Consider the following 17,059-nt stretch of genomic DNA (forward strand, 5'->3'; position numbering starts at 1 on the left):
ATTCGTTGAGGTTTAAGAAGCGACTTCCTGGACTTTTGCGACTGCTTCAGCGGACTTTTGCTTGCCACGCAATCCTCTCCACCACCAGGCGAATAGCGATTTGAAGTCCTCCAAAATCAGATAGGTACAGGGCACAAGCAAGAGCGTGATAAATGTGGCGAATAATACGCCAAAGGCGAGGGACGTTGCCATGGGAATTAAGAACTGAGCCTGAAGACTCTTTTCCATAAGTATTGGGACTAGACCTACAAAGGTGGTGATTGATGTTAGAATGATCGCCCTAAATCGCTGGCTTCCTCCCACATGGACCGCATCAAAAACGGACATGCCTTGAATTCGAAGTCGGTTAACCCGATCCACTAGAACGAGTGAATCGTTTACGACGACACCCGACATCGCTATTATTCCAAGAAGCGAAAGAAGACTCATGTCCTGCGGTGTTCCGAGGTTTTGAAAATTGATTAAGTGACCGTAGATGGCTCCTCCAATCCCGAAAGGAATTACCGAGATTACGATCAATGGCTGAAGGTAGCTTTTAAAAGGGATTGCGAGCAAAGCATAGATCATGACTAAAACGAGGAGCATCCCTCCGATAATCGCGGGAGTCGACTCTTCCATATCTTTTGCTTCCCCTCCTTTAACGGAAGTTACTCCAGGATACTTTTGCAGAACGCGACCCAGAATTGAATCTGGATCTCCTGGAAACTTTCCATAGATTGAGGAACTAATATCGTCAGAATTCGCGACTGCTTTGTTGGCGTCCGCCTGAACATTGATAATTCGCTTTCGATTCAGGCGGGAAATCGATGGGTAGCCAGTGCCGTATTCAATATCTGCAATCTCTGATATCGGGATTCTTGATCCATTGGGAGCAACGATCCGCATCGATTCCAAATTCCCAAGCGATTCGCGCTCGTCTTTGGGATAGCGTACCATGACTCGGACGTCCTCCTTGTCCCGCTGGACCCGTTGGGCTTCGGCTCCATAGAATGCATAGCGGATCTGTCGCCCCAAATCGCCGGCGGTAAGCCCCAAAGGTCGAGCATCGTCTTTCAATTTGACCTTGAGCTCTCGTTTCCCTTCTGAATAGGTGTCACGTATATCCAGCAAACCTTCGAACTGTTTAAGCTCCTCCTGTATCTCCATTGAGGCAGCCTTCAAATCGCCGAAGTTTCTTCCAGTTAAGCGAATGTCAACCGGTAGGCCAACGGGCCCGGAAGCGCTTGAAAGGAAATTCAGTTTTCTGGCACCGGGAATCTCTCCGACTTTTTCGCGCCAAATTTGAGCGATCTCGTCCGCATTGGAATCTCGAAGCTCCGCTTTAGAAAGCTCAAGGATAATCGACCCCACGTTAGCGCCAGAGCTCATCGATGCGGGCCCTGGTCCTCCAGAAACCACGCTGTATCCAATGAATACTGATTTGTTTCTAACCGGATCAATGGACCCTTGATCTATTTGTTCCGTCGATATCTCGTCGATGGCCCTGTCAATTCGTTCCATTGCCTTTTGCGTTTCGGGTAACGGAGTTCCCTCGGCCATCTTGAGTTCAAGGAAAATGTAGTCGGAAGGAACATTCGGAAAGAAGACGAATCGAATCGCTCCGAATGCCACAAGGGCGATGGAGGTGGCTAAGGCGAACAGGAAAAGGGAAAGTGTTAGCCAGCGAAACGAAAGGGCCTTGTCGAGAATAGGCATATAGACGTTTTGGATGAAACGTTCCATTCCATCCGAGAAACGCCGCTGCAATTTTGAAATAGGGTTGAGCTTTTCCCTGCCTCCTCTGTCGCCTACATGACAAAGGGTCAGATGATAAGGAAGAACGAGTTTGCTCTGTACCAATGAGAAAAGCAGGGTGGGGATCACTACAATGGGGATCACGTACATGAACTTACCAATCATACCCGGCAAAAAGAATACTGGTATGAAGGCAACGGCTGTAGTGATGATAGCGAACGTCACTGGCATTGAAACCCGCTCAGCACCTTTTACCGCGCTTTCAACTCCGTGACCGTTTGTTTGGAATTCCGTGAATACGCTTTCTCCAACGACAATCGCATCATCAACGACGATCCCTAAGACTAAAATGAACGCGAAGAGAGAAAGAAGATTAATCGTTATCCCTAGTGCAGGCGCGATGGCGATTGTCGCTAGAAAACTTACTGGTATACCGATGGCTACGAACAGGGCGAGGGAAGGTCGCAGGAAAATGGCCAGTGTGACTAGGACTAGCAAAAAGCCGATAAAGCCGTTTTCCAGCAGCATATCGATACGGCCTTGAAGGTAAAATGATGAGTCGCTCCAAGCCTCTAGTTCAACCCCGTTCGGCATCCAGGTCTCGGAGGCCTTTTCCACGTAGTCATAAACGAGTTCCGATATTTTCAATGGATTTTCGCTTCCTACCTCCTTGACGAGAATGATGGCTGCGAGCTTGCCGTTGAACTTGGTGATTATGTCCTGCTCAGCAAACCCGTCCCGAACTGTGGCGATGTCTCCAAGCCTTATTTTCCCGCCATCGGGATTGGTTAACAAGATGATTTCACTAAAATCGGTACCAATGTAGGCTTGTTCAGTAGTGCGAAGCGAAATTTCTCCGCCTTCCGCCTTTATGAGTCCACCCGGCAAATCGACGGAACTCCCTCTGACTGCCTGAACGACTTGATCGAAAGTAAGGTTGTAATTTCGCAGTGTATTTTCGGATACTTCGATTGAAATTTCGTAGTCTCTAACCCCTTGAACCTCTGCTTGGCTGATCCCATCGAACTCTACCAACTCGTTTCTAATCCGATCGGCGATCTTCTTGATCTCCTTTTCACCCGCGTCTCCGAACACGGAAATACGGATGACTTCCTTGGGAATAAGGGGTTCGTCAACGATAGGGCGCTCGGTGTCGACTGGAAACGTCGTGATCGCATCAACACGTGTTTTGATCTCGTCTTTGACCTTCGCTAACTCGTATCCTTTTTCCACCGTCGCGGTTACTGAACCATAGCCCTCCTGGGCGACCGAGCGAAGTTCTTTGATTCCATCAATCGACTGAATCGCTTCTTCAATGCGTATGATTACAGATTCTTCGACCTCTTCAGGCGATGCCCCGAGATACGGAACCCGTATTGTGACTATATCCAGAGAGAATTGTGGAAATAGCTCCTTCTTTACGGTGAGATAGGAAGCGATCCCGCCGATGACGAGGATCAACATCACCAAATTCGCTGCGACTCCGTTTCTTGTAAACCAGGCTATCATCCTTAAAGCTTTTAGTTGATTTCAGTTTTCAGGATTTTAATAGACTCCTTCGATTCCCGCTCTACCCGCATTCCCATTACGGCGTACTCCAATGGAGTAATGCAAATGCGGTCTCCGTCTTCGAGTCCCGCTGTAATAATCGCCCATTCCGTATCCGTTTGGTAGACTTCCACGTCTTTGAAAACGATTCGACTCTCCCGATCGACAGTGTATACCGTATTATTCTCCCGCAGAGCTTTTCTGGGGATTTGAAATGCATTATCGATGCGTTTTCCTTGAATCGACGCTTCGACGAAAAGTCCGACTTTGAGTGGGGGGCGATCGCTGCTTTCGTTTTTTTTATACGGCTCCTCTATTTTGGCTACGACATAAGAGAGGCGGGTTTTGGGATCAATGGCTCCCTCTGTCCGATCTATCACGCCTTCCCACTCATATTGTTCCCCTCCATAGGATCCTCTCACGATGACCCTTGGTTTTGTGTCGTTGGCTGAGCGATTGCTGTAGGATTCAGGAAGTTCGAGGTATTCGATATCCTTTAGGGAGATGGGTAGTCGAATTTCCGCAGTATCCGTAGAGTAAATACGCGCCAACTGGCTTTGCCTTGCCGAGACCATTTGGCCGATGTCCGCGAATTTTTCATGAATACGACCATCGTAGGGCGCTTTCACCGTCGTTCGTTCAAGATCACGCTTCGCCATTTCCACACCTGCTAAAGCTGACTCGTAGACCGCCTTCGCGCGCTCTAGCTGCGGTTTGCGAAGGGTTAGATCAGAGCCTTCCCCACGTCCGAAACTTTCCCAGTCCTCTCGCGCTTGATCGGCGAGTGCCTTTTCCTGCTCATAGGCCAATCTCGCCTCAGCCAACCGGCTTTTGGATAAGGCCAAATTGGCTCGATAATCTACGGGGTCAATTTCAATAAGGGGATCACCTTTCTTGAAATATCCTCCAGCGAAAAAGGAATTGGAAATTGACTGAATGCGCCCTGTGACTTCTGCAACGAGTAAGGTTTCCGTCCGAGATTCCACGATACCCTGGCTTCGGGCCTCAAGTGTTATCGGTTTGGATCTTGCCTCAATTATTTCTACCACAGGAAGCACTTGAATGGTCTCCTTCTTCTCGGGTACCGGTTTAAAGACAAATGCGGTTACAATTATCCCAAACGAGGCAAAAATGAAGAAGATCGGCAGCACGTATTTTACCAATCTTAAAAGTAGCGATTCTTTTTTATCCGACATGACTGAAATCTGTTAAGTTAGCGGTGGGGATTAACGTTTGAATCCGATTATTCAAAATCGCCTCCCAATGCGAGATGCAGATTGATGCGATTTTGAAGGCGTTGATTTTGTATGGAAATGAGTTGGCTGGTGCTTTCGTCCGCCCTCCGTTGGGCATCCAAAAGGGTGGTGATGTCTACGAGGCCTTTGTCATACTGCTCCCAAGCAAGATCCTCGGCTTTTTGATTTTCATCAGCGGCTATGGCGGATTCCTCTCTCAATAGCGAAAGGTCAATTTCGCTAGAAAGCGCATTCTCGACCTCCTGAAAGGCTGTCAAGACAGTGGAGCGGTATTGGGCTAGCTGAGACTCCGCTTGCGCTTGAGATTGGACACGTTCGGACTTTAGACGACCTGCAGCGAACAGGTTGGCCGCAAGATCCCCAGCGATCGACCAAACCGAGAAATCAGAATCTAGCAAATTAGTTAATTCACTGCTTGTGGTACCAGAGCTCCCAGTTAGCGCGAGCCTAGGTAGCCAATTTTTGGCTACGTTATTCTGCTGAGCGAGTATTGCCGCCAGACGTCGTTCCGCCGCGTACAGGTCAGGACGCCTTGCTACTAATTCTGCCTGCAGGCCTCCAGGGACATCGCTGTTTAGTGAAGGTAGCGAGTGGCTGCTGTCCTGGGTTGCAGAGGGATATCGGCCGAGAAGCACTTCCAGGGATCGCTTGGCGTTATTCAGTTGTGTTTTTCGTTGCTGTATCAGCGCACGACTGGAGGCGGCTTGGGCCCGCGTCAGCCTGAGATCTAAACTCGTCACTAAACCGCGATCGTATCTTCGATCAAGCGACGCTAGCTTTTGTTCAAGCGATTCTGAGGAGTCAATCGCGAGCTGCCATTGGCGCTGGGCTTCGAGCATATTGAACCAAGAGCGAGCCACCTGGCCGGCAATTGATAGCTTGAGAGCCCTTACATCTGCTTCCGCTGCTTCAAAATTAGCCAATCCCGAAGCGTGGGTATCTTTTAGGCGACCCCAGACATCGACCTCCCATTGGCTTCTCAGGTTAAGGGCGTGTGATTCCGTTTCAATTCTTTGAAAATTGAGGAACGAAAATCGACTTTTCTGGTTGGAGGAATTGAGTCCCAATGAAAGACTTGGGATTCTGAGTGAGCCAGCAATTCTTGCTGCAGCCTCCGCGGCTCTCGCTTGGGCTTCTGCGGCATCAAGACCAAAATTGACGTCCAGCGCTTCAGCTATGAGTTGATTCAAGGTTTCGTCTCCGAATCGACCGGCCCATTTTATCGACTCTCTGGACTCAAGAGGCTTTGACGCGAGAAACTCATCATAATCTTTAGGGCTGGCTACCGATTGTGGTTCCATAGGTGCCGTCGCACATCCGGAAATGAAAAGCGTAAAGAAGGCGAAATGTAGCCAATTTGTATTTCTGGTCATTGTATCAAGTCTTTGGACTCAGCTTTGAAACCGCCTCGAGCCCCGAGCTAATAAAAGCTACGAGATGGTCAGCTAAGCCATCCGTGTCGTGCAGATCGATTTTGCCACAGGAAATAAATTGGAGTCGCGAATGCTGCATCATGACCCCTAGCATACAGCAGGAAAGAAAGTGCATGCCATAGGAAATCTTCTCAAAGCCTGGGTGGCCGAGGGAATCGGAAATTGCTTTCGAAAATTTCGCAACGATTTCCTTTAATATATCCTGATGCAGTTCTTTCATGAAAGGGCGTTCTTCCGACATCGCTTTTCCCATAGCTCGCATGAAGCGGAAATCAGTCCCGGGCTCGCCTATAAACTGGGAAAGTAGTGGACGAACCATAAAGTCGACCACTTTCTGGATCGGAAGCGGTTTTGAATCATTCTCAATAGTTGCCTTTTCGAGCATATCGATTCGCAGATGATTTATCGGCTCGATACGATGACGTACCATTTCTTTGAAAAGGACCTCTTTGGTACCAAAATGGTAGTTGATCGCGGCGATATTGACACCGGCACGTTTGGTAATCTCTCGAATCGAAGCCCCTCCGTACCCCCGCTCAGCAAATTCAATTTCGGCCGCTTCGATGATTTTTACCTGCGTATCGTTCATTGGGAAAACTTTCAAACAATCGTTTTAAACGGTGGTTTGAATTAGGGCAAGGAAATTTTTTAACTTCTTGAACTCGGATAAGAACTTAGGGACATAGGGATAATTCTCATTGGGCGGTTGCAAAATATTCCGATCGAGCCCTTAAACCAAAATAGGCATGGGAGGAATGCATTTTCCGCGACTCAGGAAAAGGGCTTTTAATTTTTGTCAAACCGGGTACTGAACTACGAATTCTGGTCTAGAAGTACGGGTTTAAGACTATCGAGCAAGTGCTTGGCTATCCATCTATGGCCCTCTGGATTTGGATGTATCCCGTCTCTTTGATTTAGTCGGGGATCCCCACCGACTCCTTCTAATAAAAACGGTATTAGGGTTGCCCCCAAAGTTTCCGCAACGGAAGGGTACAGCTTTTCAAACTCATCGGTATAGCTCACCCCTAAGTTCGGAGGCATTTTCATGCCGGCGATCACAATGTGGACGTCAGGATACCTTTCCCTCACGCGGCTGGCGATAGCGATCAAATTGGCCCTTGTGGTGGAAAGATCGATTCCTCTGAGTCCGTCATTTGCTCCCAGTGCCAAGACAAATACGTCTATCGGATTTCTCAATATCCAGTCAATTCGTCTAAGGCCACCCGCGGTCGTCTCTCCACTTACACCGGAAGGTATGACTTCCCATTTCAAATTCTGCTCACTTAGCAAAGACTGGAGAACCTTTGGATAGGATTGATCATAGTCTACGCCATAACCGGCCGTAAGGCTGTCCCCGAAGAATAGAATCGCTCGTTCGTTGCTTTCGTCCGAGCCCCGTAATTGGCTTTCTGTAGAGCAAAACAGGCTGAACGCCAAAACCAATAGGGCGATATTTCTAAGCAACATATTTGTAGATACATGTGATTGAGCATAATGTTTCAAGTGTTGATCGGAAATAGATTTGTGCTCTTGTGTTCTCAAATCCAGACAACAAGAGTTTAGTATTTATACGCATCGCTTGGAACTGGCTGTTCGTAATCAGGCCGTAGAATTGTTTTCGTTGAGTGGATTTTGGAAAAAGGTTATGTCTGGAGCGGTCATTTTGAGTTTAGATAAAGTGAGCAAGTCTTTCGCTAGTGGCGATCGGCTACTCGAAGTTCTTAAAGAATCTAGCCTGGAGGCTCGCCTGGGAGAGTCCATCGCTATCGTTGGTCCATCGGGAAGTGGTAAAACAACCCTGCTCGGGATCTGCGCGGGACTGGATTCGCCCACCAAAGGCGAGGTCAGCCTAAACGGGGAATCTTTGAGCACACTGACTGAAGACCAGCGGTCAGATATCAGAAATCATTACGTGGGATTTGTTTTCCAGAATTTCCAGTTGCTGCCAACTTTGACGGCACTGGAAAACGTGATGGTGCCGCTCGAGCTCCGAGGCGAAACAGGAGTCGAGTCCGCGGCCATTGAGATGCTGGAGAAAGTGGGTCTTGGCGAAAGGGTTCATCACTATCCAGTCCAGCTTTCAGGGGGGGAGCAGCAGCGCGTGGCATTGGCACGAGCCTTTATCAATCGCCCCAAAATACTGTTCGCAGATGAGCCAACGGGTAATTTGGATGCGGATACCAGTCATTCGATAGTCGATTTGCTATTTCAACTGAATCGGGATGCCGGTACGACGCTGATTTTGGTTACCCATGATCGGGAGCTAGCGGAGAAGACCGATCGAACCCTTCGTATCGAGCTGGGAAGGGTTACGGTAGAGCGATGAGCGATTTGAGGAGGAGTTCGAAAAAGCTCAAACCACAACTTAATTGGGTGCTCAAAATGGCATGGCGCGATACGCGTCGCTCCAGAGGGAAGTTAGCTCTGTTTGCCTTTTCCGTTATATTTGGGGTTGCGGCACTGGTGGCGGTGAACTCGCTACGTAGCAATTTAGAAGCTGAAGTCGATCGGCAATCTAAGGCCCTTCTCGGTTCTGACTTGGAATTCAGAAGCTCAGAGCCCTTTGACGATAAGGCAGAAGAACTCTTTAGTTCCCTAAACGCTTCGGGCGAAGCCATCGATACGCGCCTTTCGACGATGGCGTTGTTTATCGAGTTAGACCAGACCCGTCTGGTTTCATTGCGAGCTATGTCAGGGGGATTTCCTTGGTATGGTACACTTGATACGCGGCCTGAGGGATTGAATTTCTCCGAGATGGAAGGCAAAGTTGCCTTGGTAGAAGAATCATTAAAAATTCAATACGGACTGGAGATCGGAGATACTATACGCATCGGGGATGCGGAATTTGAGGTAATTGGCGAAGTGCTGAGAATTCCAGGGGAATCCTCCTTTGGCAGTTCGTTTTCACCTCGCATCCTGATCCCGCAGATTCATCTGGAATCAACGAATTTGCTAGGTTTCGGAAGCCGAAAGACCTTTCGGAAGCATTTCGTGTTTGAGAACGGTCTGAGTGAAGATTTAATAAAGACTCTGCGATCCAAGGAGCCCGAGATTCGTTCCAGTGGCCTGCGTTTTGATACGGCCGAAGAGCAGAAAGGAAGCATCGGTAACATGCTGGATGAAATGACCAGCTACTTGAGCTTGGTCGGGTTTGTCGCTCTTCTTCTTGGTGGCGTTGGAATTGCAGGAGCAGTTCAAGTGTATCTGAAGGAAAAATCCGAGTCAATGGCTGTGCTAAGGTGCCTTGGCTGTAGCGGGCAGACCAGTATGATGGTTTTTTGCATACAAATTTTTCTAATGGGTTTTGTCGGTTGTCTTTTGGGAGCGATTTTGGGGGTCGGCGTTCAGGCGGCGTTGCCAAGGATCGTTCAGTCTTTCGTTCCATTCGATTTGGAGTTCGAGATTGTATGGCCAAGCTTAGCAGAGGCATTCGCCTTTGCTTGGGCTTTAACATTGCTGTTCGCCTTCCTTCCTCTACTTCCAATGCGAAAGCTTTCCCCGATGCGGGCGATTCGATCGTCTTTGGGAGTACAAAAGGGCCGGAGTGACTGGCTGGTATGGCTAGCTTCGGGACTGATTGGTATCCTTACTCTGACATTTTCGATTTTGCAAACTGACGAAGTCACTGAAGCACTGGGTGTTTTCGGAGGAATCGTTGTCGCAATACTAGTGCTCACGGCCACGGGCATCGGTCTTAGAGGGCTGTTGAGAAGGTTGTCTTCTAGAACGTTACCCTTTGTATGGCGACAAGGTTTGAGCAACCTCTACCGCCCTAACAATCGTACCGTTTCGTTAATAGTGATGATCGGTATGGGTGCCTTCCTCATCTACACGCTGTACCTCTGTGAGGTGAGTATTTTGAAGAGGGGTGAAATCAATGACCAGGACGATAAGCCTAATACGGTCTTCTTTGACGTTCAGAGCGACCAAGTCGATCGGGTAAAGCAAATTATCCAGGAAAACGGGAGCGAGTTGAAGTTTCATGATCCCATGGTGACGATGCGGCTGACCCATATTAGTTCAACGTCTGTCTCTCAACTCCGTCGAAACCCCGGTTATGAAAGGTGGGCTTTGTCCCGCGAGTACCGATCCACTTTTAGAGCAGAACTTCGAGAGCACGAACCGCTTGTTGAGGGGGAATTCGTGTCAGCTTCGAGTCTGGATAGCGATGATCCCATTCCTATTTCAATAGAAGAGAGACTGGTTGAGGCACTGAGTCTGAAGATCGGTGACACGCTTTCCTGGGATGTGCAAGGGCTGCCCTTGGACACGATCGTTACCAGTATTAGAAAAGTCGACTGGAGGCAAATGCAGCCTAATTTCTTCGTTGTCTTTCCGAGTGGTGTCCTTGAGGGAGCCCCCGCAAATCACATCATCGCAGTCAAGGCGAACGGTGTGGAACGAATTGCCGCCCTGCAAGGGGACGTGGTCAAGCGATATCCCAATGTATCCGCAATTAACTTATCAATGGTGCTGGAAACGCTTAAAGACGTATTTGACAAAGTAGGGTTCGTCGTTCGCTTCATGGCATCATTTACGATTCTAACGGGGCTGATCGCACTCATTGCAACGGTCCTTACGAGTCGGTATCAGCGAGTAAAGGAAAGCGTTCTCCTCCGTTCGCTTGGCGCGAGTATTGGACAAGTTCGTAGAATTATGGCGATTGAATATTTTCTACTGGGCGGATTGGGAAGTGCCACCGGCATTACCTTGTCACTCGCCGGCGCCTGGGCCATGACACAATTTGTTTTCAAGATCGATCTCTACATTCCTTGGGGAATGACGATCGGGTCGATCATAGGGATCGGCGTCATTACCTTGCTAACTGGCATGCTAAACAGTCTGGGAATCGCCAATCGATCGCCCATTGAAGCACTGCGATACGATTAAAGGCGAATAGGACCCATTTATAAGGTTCCTCCCATGTAACCTCAAATTTTTCGAAACAGGATCTGTTTCATGAAAGTCCAAGCATGCCTTAGGTTGGTACTGCTTCCTGGTACTTCTGTCCAATCGATAGGGATGGAAGCGACTTCCAAACCGTGTCTTTTTGCAGTGAGCAGTATTTCCAGATCAAAGGCGTAACCGTCTTGTACCATATTGCCTTTCGTTGATTGGAAGAACTCTTTGGGGATAGCCTTTAAGCCGCATTGCGTATCAGATAAGTGGATGTCGTACCGTATTCGAATCAGTTGATTGAAGATCTTTGCCACGATCTTGCGTGAGCATTTTCGCTGTAGATCGCGTCCCGCTCCTGAATCTCGGGATGCGATTAAGACTCGATTCTGCGTTGCCGACTGCTCAATGATGCCCAAGAACCGAATGGTCTCCTCCGCGGAAGCGGCTCCGTCTGCGTCGACAAAGGCGAGGATATTAGCATCGCCCCCTTTTCTCCAACCAGCGCGTACGGCACCTCCTTTCCCCAGATTTTTCTCCAGAAGAAGTGGCTCCCTTAAGAATGAGTATTGGGGGTTTAATTTCTGACTGAGATTAGAAAGGGCTTTTTGTTCATCCTGCGAGGACCCATCGTCAACCAGTTGAATTGCGATAGAGAGATTGGAGAGCTCAACCAATTCGCAGAGTTTTAGAAGAAACCGCGGCAGGCGCTTACTTTCGTAGTAGCAGGGAATAACTAGGAGCGCATTCATGACTCAGACAAGCATTCAAAATGGAGACCACAATGGAATTCGCTGTCGTTGGAAAATATGGCGAAAGACAAGTCAGGATCCTGTTGAGAAATTATTTCAAGGGATTTTGGATCGAGAAGAAGGGCTGCGGTACTAGCGGCGTCCGCTAATGCCGCCCTAGGAGCGATGGCGTAGCTTCGGTTCCAATTGTAAGCGGGGGACCGGGTGCCGGGATCTATCACGTGGCTCCCTTGGAAGGCGACTCCTGAGCTGGCGAGCATCTGGTTGGCAGTTAAGGAAATGGTGCCTACCCAATTCTCGTATCCAATCGTCAACTCCCATGAGCTTGCATCGCAAGGCGGTCGCATCGCTAGGAACGTGCTTCCTCCGCATTCAATCAGCCCTTGCTCGATTTCCCATTCTTGGAAGAGGGATTGAAGCTGATCCAGGGCGAATCCTTTGCCGATTCCGCCCAGGTCGAGTAGGGGACCGGCTCTCAATTTGACCACTGTGTTGCTTTCCTGATCGAGTGAAATGACCGGTTCCGAACTATCGGCCTCTTTTACTAGTAACTCGGCTAAATGGGGAAGCTCGTTTTGCTGTCCCTTGTGCAGGGCGTTTGCCTGACCCAGGAAGGGGTGGAACTTCCCGCCTAAGCGGGCACTCGCCTCGAATGACTGCAACAGGCAGTCTACCGCATCCTGCGAGATCCGAATGCCTTCTCCAAGCGGCGCCCGGTTGATGCGGGTGATGTCGCTGTATTCGATATAGAAGCTGAGTTGTTCCTCAAGGCGAGACAGTCGCTCCTCAGCTTCCATCACAGCTGAATCCATCAGGCCCGAATTATCGCCAATTAAATGAAAGTTAAAGGTACAGGCCATGGCTTGACAGGAGTAAGACCGCAACGATGCAACGTCTTCAAGCCGGATTGAAATGAGAGAGGGATCTTCGTTCATTTTCAACGTGTTTCCATAAAAGCGTCCCAAAGGCGCTTCTCAATCCAGCATTCCAAAACTACATTCTCTCGAAGGCCGTGATATTCCGCGATATGGGTTTCGTTCAGCGATTGCGGCAGCTTCCCAATGGGACCGATCACAATATCCAAGGCGGGGATATCAGATGGGTTCTGCCAGTAGCCTATCGTGTCATTATTACGCAAGTACCATGGTAGTGGCCAGGCATTGTCACTTCCTCCGACTGCTATGGCGAGATCACTCGAAGGATCAAGAGCCTCAAGATCGTCAATTCGCTTAATTAGCTTTTCGAACTGGGGGGAGGTGTGTTGGTAGATGTAAGGATTGCGCGAGTCGGCGGCATACCTCTCGACAAGCCGAGTGGATTGGTATTGATCCAAAAGAACGAGTAGGGTCACACCGACTACGGCGATACGCACCAATATTTGCGGCCAACGAGTGAAAAGGGTGACTAGCGTAAAGCCGGCGGCAATGCAAAATGACACATAGGTAGTAAGCATCAACCACGGTGTTTTGTAAGGAATGATAGAATACAATACAAAGCAGGTGAATCCGTAGAACACGCTTAGTCTCACGTGTTGCGACGCTTCTCTCGAGTCTCTGATAAGCAGGAAAAAGCCGATTGCCGCAAGAATGAGAAAAGGAGCTTCTCCCCAGCGAATTCCTTCCGCTCTTTGGGGCCAGAAAATCGATAGATAGTAGTATAGGGGTTTCTCATGCCCCAAACCCTGCGAGCGCTCTGCGTAGAACACGAAAGTTTTAAAACTATCGACAATTCCACTGAAATCCGTGAATGTGGCAGAAAAGAAGAACCCCCAGATAAAGGCGGTGCTCCCAAAGGCAAAAAGGATCTGCTTGAGGCGGATGCGTTCCGACCATACCTTGAATTCGAGAGCATTACTCTGTATCGAGACAACTGCCAATCCGATAGCAGCCAGATGGATTATCGCGGTTTCTTTGGTCGCGAAAAATAGGCCGATCCAAAGTCCACAACGTGCTGCATTCATCGAGCTTGGGAGCTTCCAGTACTCGTTTGCAGAGTAGAGGAGCAGAAAACCGATTAGCGTAAATAGAATTTCCTGCACGTAGTAGGCGCTGTAAATAACTGGAAAGGGTGACAGCGCAAAAAGAGCCGCGGCGATGAGAGAGGTTCCATTAACTTTTCGTTCACTTACGAGAACGAGAAGTAATAGTCCGATACTCGCGAGTATCGGCAGGAGCCTCACCTGTGTGTGGGTCAGTTCGGATGCGTCGATCCCAAGGATCTTGTTCAAGACGGATGCCAAATAGTAGAGAATGGGACCGTGCTTGTCCTCGGGATCGTATTCATAGTATCCCGTTTCCATCAATTCCCACAACTGATAAGCCTGCACAGCCTCATCGGAATGAAAAATTCTAGCATCGGAGTTTTGAATACGCAAATACAATCCTGCAGTGACAACAAGAAGACTCGCAGCGAGGTAGAGGACTAGTTTGACGTTTTGAAGGATGATTATAAGTAGAGTTAAACCTTAAAAGAAGAACGATTTTGAACCAAAGGCCACAAAGAAAGTGTACCCTTTCGAAAACGTGGCGCCGGTCTGTTATTGTCCACAATCCATAACCGAATGGGTCCTCGGAGATCTCCCGCTAACCAATACTACAAAAAACGCGCCCAGAGGTTTTCCTGGACGCGTCAAAAATTGCTAGATTGCCGAACTATTCTAGTTTGCCATTCCGAAGACTTCCACCTCCACGAAATGGTTCATTTCGTTGCTGGTATTTCCCGCTCCGTAAATGCGAACGTACTTGCCTTTCGCTTGCTTCGCATCGATGAGCTTGCCTTCGTTGGTTTCCAGATAGGCATTGTCCGATCCTTTGCCGAAACCCGATGAATTGTCATGGTCATTGTTGAAGACCGTAGTCACACCGCTCTCGAACGACTCGTCATCGGAAATTTGAACGATCACATCATGGTAGGCTCGTTTCTGCGTGTGGAAGTGCCAAATGGCGACACCGTAAATCGTTGAAGCGGATTCGAGGTCGATCTGTATCCACTGAGTCCCAGGAGCGAGCTCAACGAAGTAGCCCTCTTCCGATTCCTTGTCTCCGTCGGTAACGTAATCGAGCCCACCGATAATGGGAAAGTCATCGCTAGATGTGACCTCTTTACCGTCTGCTAAATTGCCCACGCCTTCTGGAACCATGATATTGGGTCTCGGTGTTCCCGGGGCCTCCAAGTGAGGCAGGATCACTTGGACGGGAGTACCGATAAGAAAGGGTGGAGGGAATTCGATCTCCAAAGCCTTCTTGCCTCCGTGGTGGTTGGCGATCGCTACCGCGGAGAGTGCGATAACGGCGATAGTTGAAACTAGCTTCATTTTCATATCTTCAGTGTAATTTGATTTTGCATGGAAGGCTTAAGTCGATTAAACTTCGAAGTCTTCCTTGGTGAATTCTAAGGTTTTACGAGCAGCCACTGCCTCGTTGACACGGAAGATGGCCATTTCACTTTTGAAGGTGTGCTCACCGTCAGAGTTGAGTTTTGCCTTGCCGTTAATTGCGGCGAAGAAATTCTCTAAGTGTGGCGTGTGTGGTTTCTTGTCGAGTACGACTGGGATTTCGTAAGCATCTGGTGGAGCCGATTCTCGAACGTCCACCTTCGTTTGCACTTTCGCAGCTGCGGCTTCTTCCTTGCGAATAAATCCCTTGCTCGCCCAATCGTCCCAAGAAGGTGCGCCGTACTCCCGATACATCTTAGTGAAGGCTGGGTTTTCCGACATGCGCATAGCTCCCTCGTCACCCATGAAGTACTCGTAGTAACCGCCCCCCGCGCCAGTGGTAGCCAGCGTTTGGTAAAAGGCGCGAGCAGGTCCATTGGGGGTGTCGTACTCGTATACGGCCATTACGTTGTCGTACCATTGGCGATCCGAATAATAGTCGTTACCACCGCTGGCCATAACACTCTTAGGCAGAGCATCGAAAAACCAGTTAAAGATGTCTATTTGGTGGGACCCCAGATCGGAAATCGGGCCACCGCTGAGGTCGCGGAACCACCGCCAGTTCAGAAACTGCTCCATATTTTCAAAACCGTTCTTTTCCAGCACGTCCTGATCGACGGCAATCCGCGGGTTGACTTCGCGGAATGGCTTAGCCGAGCGATTCCATTGCCCGTTTGCAGTAGTGAAGCGGCCCATCAGCTTGGCTCGCTGGGTCAAATTGTGATAAGCGTGCATGTAGCGGGGGTTACTGCGCCGCTGGTGACCGATTTGCAGAAGCATTCCGGTGTCGCGTGCCGTGCGGACCATGGAACGCGCCTCGTCCGGTGTTCTCGACATCATTTTTTCGCAATACACGTGCAGTCCGGCCTCCAAGCAGGCGTTTGTGTGGCGAGCATGCCAAAAGTCTGGTGTGGCGATGATTACAGCGTCCAAGTCCAGTTCGTCTTTCGCCGCGATCAATTCTTCATAGTCGAAATACCACTTCAGATCGGGGCTGGCAGTGCGCAGGGCGCTGCGGCACTTGCCGATACTGTTTTTCCAGATGTCGCAGACTGCCACGACATGAAAAGGAGGGTTGGGAATTTCCAGCATGGAAGTGGTGAGCACTTCGCCTTGCTTGCCATATCCTAAGATGGCGATGTTGATCTTCCCGTTGGGGGAGGACTGGGCCTTCATTATGGAAGGAGCTAATAGAATACCACCAGAGGCGAGGGCACCAGTTTTCAGAAACTGGCGACGATCTACAGGTGTCGTTGAAGTTGAGGGAGTAATCATAAAGTAAGGTTGTTTGAGAGATTAATATTTTTCGACCACCGAGAATCGATTATGTTTCACCAGTAATAAGGCACCTACGGTTAAAGCGACATGCATTCCCAGCCAGGCGATACCGGCGTCTTGTTTAAGCAGTATCAGTCCCACCGTAAGGCTGGCCCAAACGAGACCAGAAACGAGTAGGGCGACGCGAGAGCAAATTCCCGCAAGGATCATGATACCTACTGCGATCAGCACGTAGCCGAGGACACCTGAGTAAATTGAAAGGGCGAATCCCGGCATGAGCGGCTCTTCCGCAAGTTTCTCGTAAAGAGGCTCAGGGACGCCATTGTAGTGGGAGAAACCGTATTCCTTGACTTTCATTTCAGTGACGAGCCCAGGGATGGCAAAGGCACCTTCTTCTGCTTCCATGGCCACTTCCTTAGTCACTGTCGCCGAAAATTTCTCGATTCCGGTGACTAAAGCTCTCAGACCGAGCCAGAAGCGGAGAATTAGGTATGCGTAGAAGGATGCGGCATCAGGTCCGCAGCACGAGTTTACTTTGGAGGGCTCGCTAGGGTGATTCGTTTCAGTCATTGTAATCTTACCGAATAGGTTCTGCGTTAGCACTTGTCCAGTTTAGAAGTGGCAGCCTTATTACATAATTGGCAAGTGTACGCACAGGAAATTATGGACCTCTGCAATACTTGGACGATTTTCGCGCAGAAGTTTTCATTCTTCGTCAAAGATATATCC

Annotated in this window: 13 protein-coding genes; 2 read left to right on the forward strand and 11 right to left on the reverse strand. The window is 49.2% G+C overall.

Annotation, left to right across the window (positions count from 1 at the left end; genetic code table 11):
* Positions 1-12: 12 nt before the first annotated feature.
* The 5 genes from GA004_RS09620 to GA004_RS09640 all read right to left on the reverse strand — a co-directional run bounded on the left by GA004_RS09620 (position 13) and on the right by GA004_RS09640 (position 7,438).
* Positions 13-3,243, reverse strand: coding sequence for an efflux RND transporter permease subunit (locus GA004_RS09620; protein WP_283393643.1), 3,231 nt, complete (start codon positions 3,241-3,243; stop codon positions 13-15).
* Positions 3,244-3,254: 11 nt separating this feature from the next.
* Positions 3,255-4,478: an efflux RND transporter periplasmic adaptor subunit gene (locus GA004_RS09625; protein ID WP_283393644.1), complete on the reverse strand. Its 1,224-nt coding sequence runs from the start codon at positions 4,476-4,478 to the stop codon at positions 3,255-3,257.
* Between the two features lie 47 nt (positions 4,479-4,525).
* Positions 4,526-5,911, reverse strand: coding sequence for an efflux transporter outer membrane subunit (locus GA004_RS09630; protein WP_283393645.1), 1,386 nt, complete (start codon positions 5,909-5,911; stop codon positions 4,526-4,528).
* A gap of 4 nt (positions 5,912-5,915) precedes the next feature.
* A complete protein-coding gene (locus GA004_RS09635) occupies positions 5,916-6,560 on the reverse strand; it encodes a TetR/AcrR family transcriptional regulator (RefSeq protein WP_283393646.1) in 645 nt (214 codons plus the stop codon).
* Positions 6,561-6,784: 224 nt separating this feature from the next.
* Positions 6,785-7,438, reverse strand: coding sequence for an arylesterase (locus GA004_RS09640; RefSeq protein ID WP_283393647.1), 654 nt, complete (start codon positions 7,436-7,438; stop codon positions 6,785-6,787).
* A gap of 178 nt (positions 7,439-7,616) precedes the next feature.
* Between GA004_RS09640 and GA004_RS09645 the strand changes: the two genes are divergently transcribed.
* Complete coding sequence (locus GA004_RS09645) at positions 7,617-8,297, forward strand: ABC transporter ATP-binding protein (protein ID WP_343218847.1); 681 nt, start codon at positions 7,617-7,619, stop codon at positions 8,295-8,297.
* Entirely contained in the window at positions 8,294-10,861 is a 2,568-nt protein-coding gene (locus GA004_RS09650; RefSeq protein ID WP_283393649.1) for an ABC transporter permease, read from the forward strand. The genes GA004_RS09645 and GA004_RS09650 overlap by 4 nt, the downstream gene beginning before the upstream one ends.
* Positions 10,862-10,902: 41 nt before the next feature.
* On the opposite strand, the gene GA004_RS09655 is transcribed toward GA004_RS09650, so the two are convergent.
* The 6 genes from GA004_RS09655 to GA004_RS09680 form a co-directional block, all read right to left on the reverse strand.
* The gene (locus tag GA004_RS09655; RefSeq protein ID WP_283393650.1) at positions 10,903-11,619 is read right to left on the reverse strand and encodes a glycosyltransferase; all 717 of its coding nucleotides are present in this window, start codon (positions 11,617-11,619) and stop codon (positions 10,903-10,905) included.
* A complete protein-coding gene (locus GA004_RS09660) occupies positions 11,616-12,554 on the reverse strand; it encodes an FAD:protein FMN transferase (protein ID WP_283393651.1) in 939 nt (312 codons plus the stop codon). Before GA004_RS09660 ends, GA004_RS09655 begins: the two co-directional genes overlap by 4 nt.
* A gap of 2 nt (positions 12,555-12,556) precedes the next feature.
* A complete protein-coding gene (locus GA004_RS09665; protein ID WP_343218848.1) occupies positions 12,557-14,068 on the reverse strand; it encodes a flippase activity-associated protein Agl23 in 1,512 nt (503 codons plus the stop codon).
* Between the two features lie 207 nt (positions 14,069-14,275).
* A complete protein-coding gene (locus GA004_RS09670) occupies positions 14,276-14,932 on the reverse strand; it encodes a galactose-binding domain-containing protein (protein WP_283393652.1) in 657 nt (218 codons plus the stop codon).
* A gap of 48 nt (positions 14,933-14,980) precedes the next feature.
* Positions 14,981-16,327: a Gfo/Idh/MocA family protein gene (locus GA004_RS09675; protein WP_283393653.1), complete on the reverse strand. Its 1,347-nt coding sequence runs from the start codon at positions 16,325-16,327 to the stop codon at positions 14,981-14,983.
* A gap of 21 nt (positions 16,328-16,348) precedes the next feature.
* On the reverse strand, positions 16,349-16,900 hold the full coding sequence (locus GA004_RS09680; protein ID WP_283393654.1) for a hypothetical protein: 552 nt from the start codon (positions 16,898-16,900) through the stop codon (positions 16,349-16,351).
* Positions 16,901-17,059: the final 159 nt, after the last annotated feature.

This window comes from Candidatus Pelagisphaera phototrophica, from assembly GCF_014529625.1.
In the GTDB taxonomy this organism is placed as follows: Bacteria; Verrucomicrobiota; Verrucomicrobiia; order Opitutales; family Opitutaceae; genus Pelagisphaera; species Pelagisphaera phototrophica.

Excerpts from the sequence above, each read along its gene's own strand:
- GA004_RS09675 (WP_283393653.1), bottom strand. The coding sequence starts at position 16,327 with ATGATTACTCCCTCAACTTCAACGACACCTGTAGATCGTCGCCAGTTT.
- GA004_RS09640 (WP_283393647.1), bottom strand. The coding sequence starts at position 7,438 with ATGTTGCTTAGAAATATCGCCCTATTGGTTTTGGCGTTCAGCCTGTTT.
- GA004_RS09660 (WP_283393651.1), bottom strand. The coding sequence starts at position 12,554 with ATGAACGAAGATCCCTCTCTCATTTCAATCCGGCTTGAAGACGTTGCA.
- GA004_RS09655 (WP_283393650.1), bottom strand. The coding sequence starts at position 11,619 with ATGAATGCGCTCCTAGTTATTCCCTGCTACTACGAAAGTAAGCGCCTG.
- GA004_RS09680 (WP_283393654.1), bottom strand. The coding sequence starts at position 16,900 with ATGACTGAAACGAATCACCCTAGCGAGCCCTCCAAAGTAAACTCGTGC.
- GA004_RS09635 (WP_283393646.1), bottom strand. The coding sequence starts at position 6,560 with ATGAACGATACGCAGGTAAAAATCATCGAAGCGGCCGAAATTGAATTT.
- GA004_RS09620 (WP_283393643.1), bottom strand. The coding sequence starts at position 3,243 with ATGATAGCCTGGTTTACAAGAAACGGAGTCGCAGCGAATTTGGTGATG.
- GA004_RS09645 (WP_343218847.1), top strand. The coding sequence starts at position 7,617 with ATGTCTGGAGCGGTCATTTTGAGTTTAGATAAAGTGAGCAAGTCTTTC.
- GA004_RS09625 (WP_283393644.1), bottom strand. The coding sequence starts at position 4,478 with ATGTCGGATAAAAAAGAATCGCTACTTTTAAGATTGGTAAAATACGTG.
- GA004_RS09670 (WP_283393652.1), bottom strand. The coding sequence starts at position 14,932 with ATGAAGCTAGTTTCAACTATCGCCGTTATCGCACTCTCCGCGGTAGCG.
- GA004_RS09630 (WP_283393645.1), bottom strand. The coding sequence starts at position 5,911 with ATGACCAGAAATACAAATTGGCTACATTTCGCCTTCTTTACGCTTTTC.
- GA004_RS09650 (WP_283393649.1), top strand. The coding sequence starts at position 8,294 with ATGAGCGATTTGAGGAGGAGTTCGAAAAAGCTCAAACCACAACTTAAT.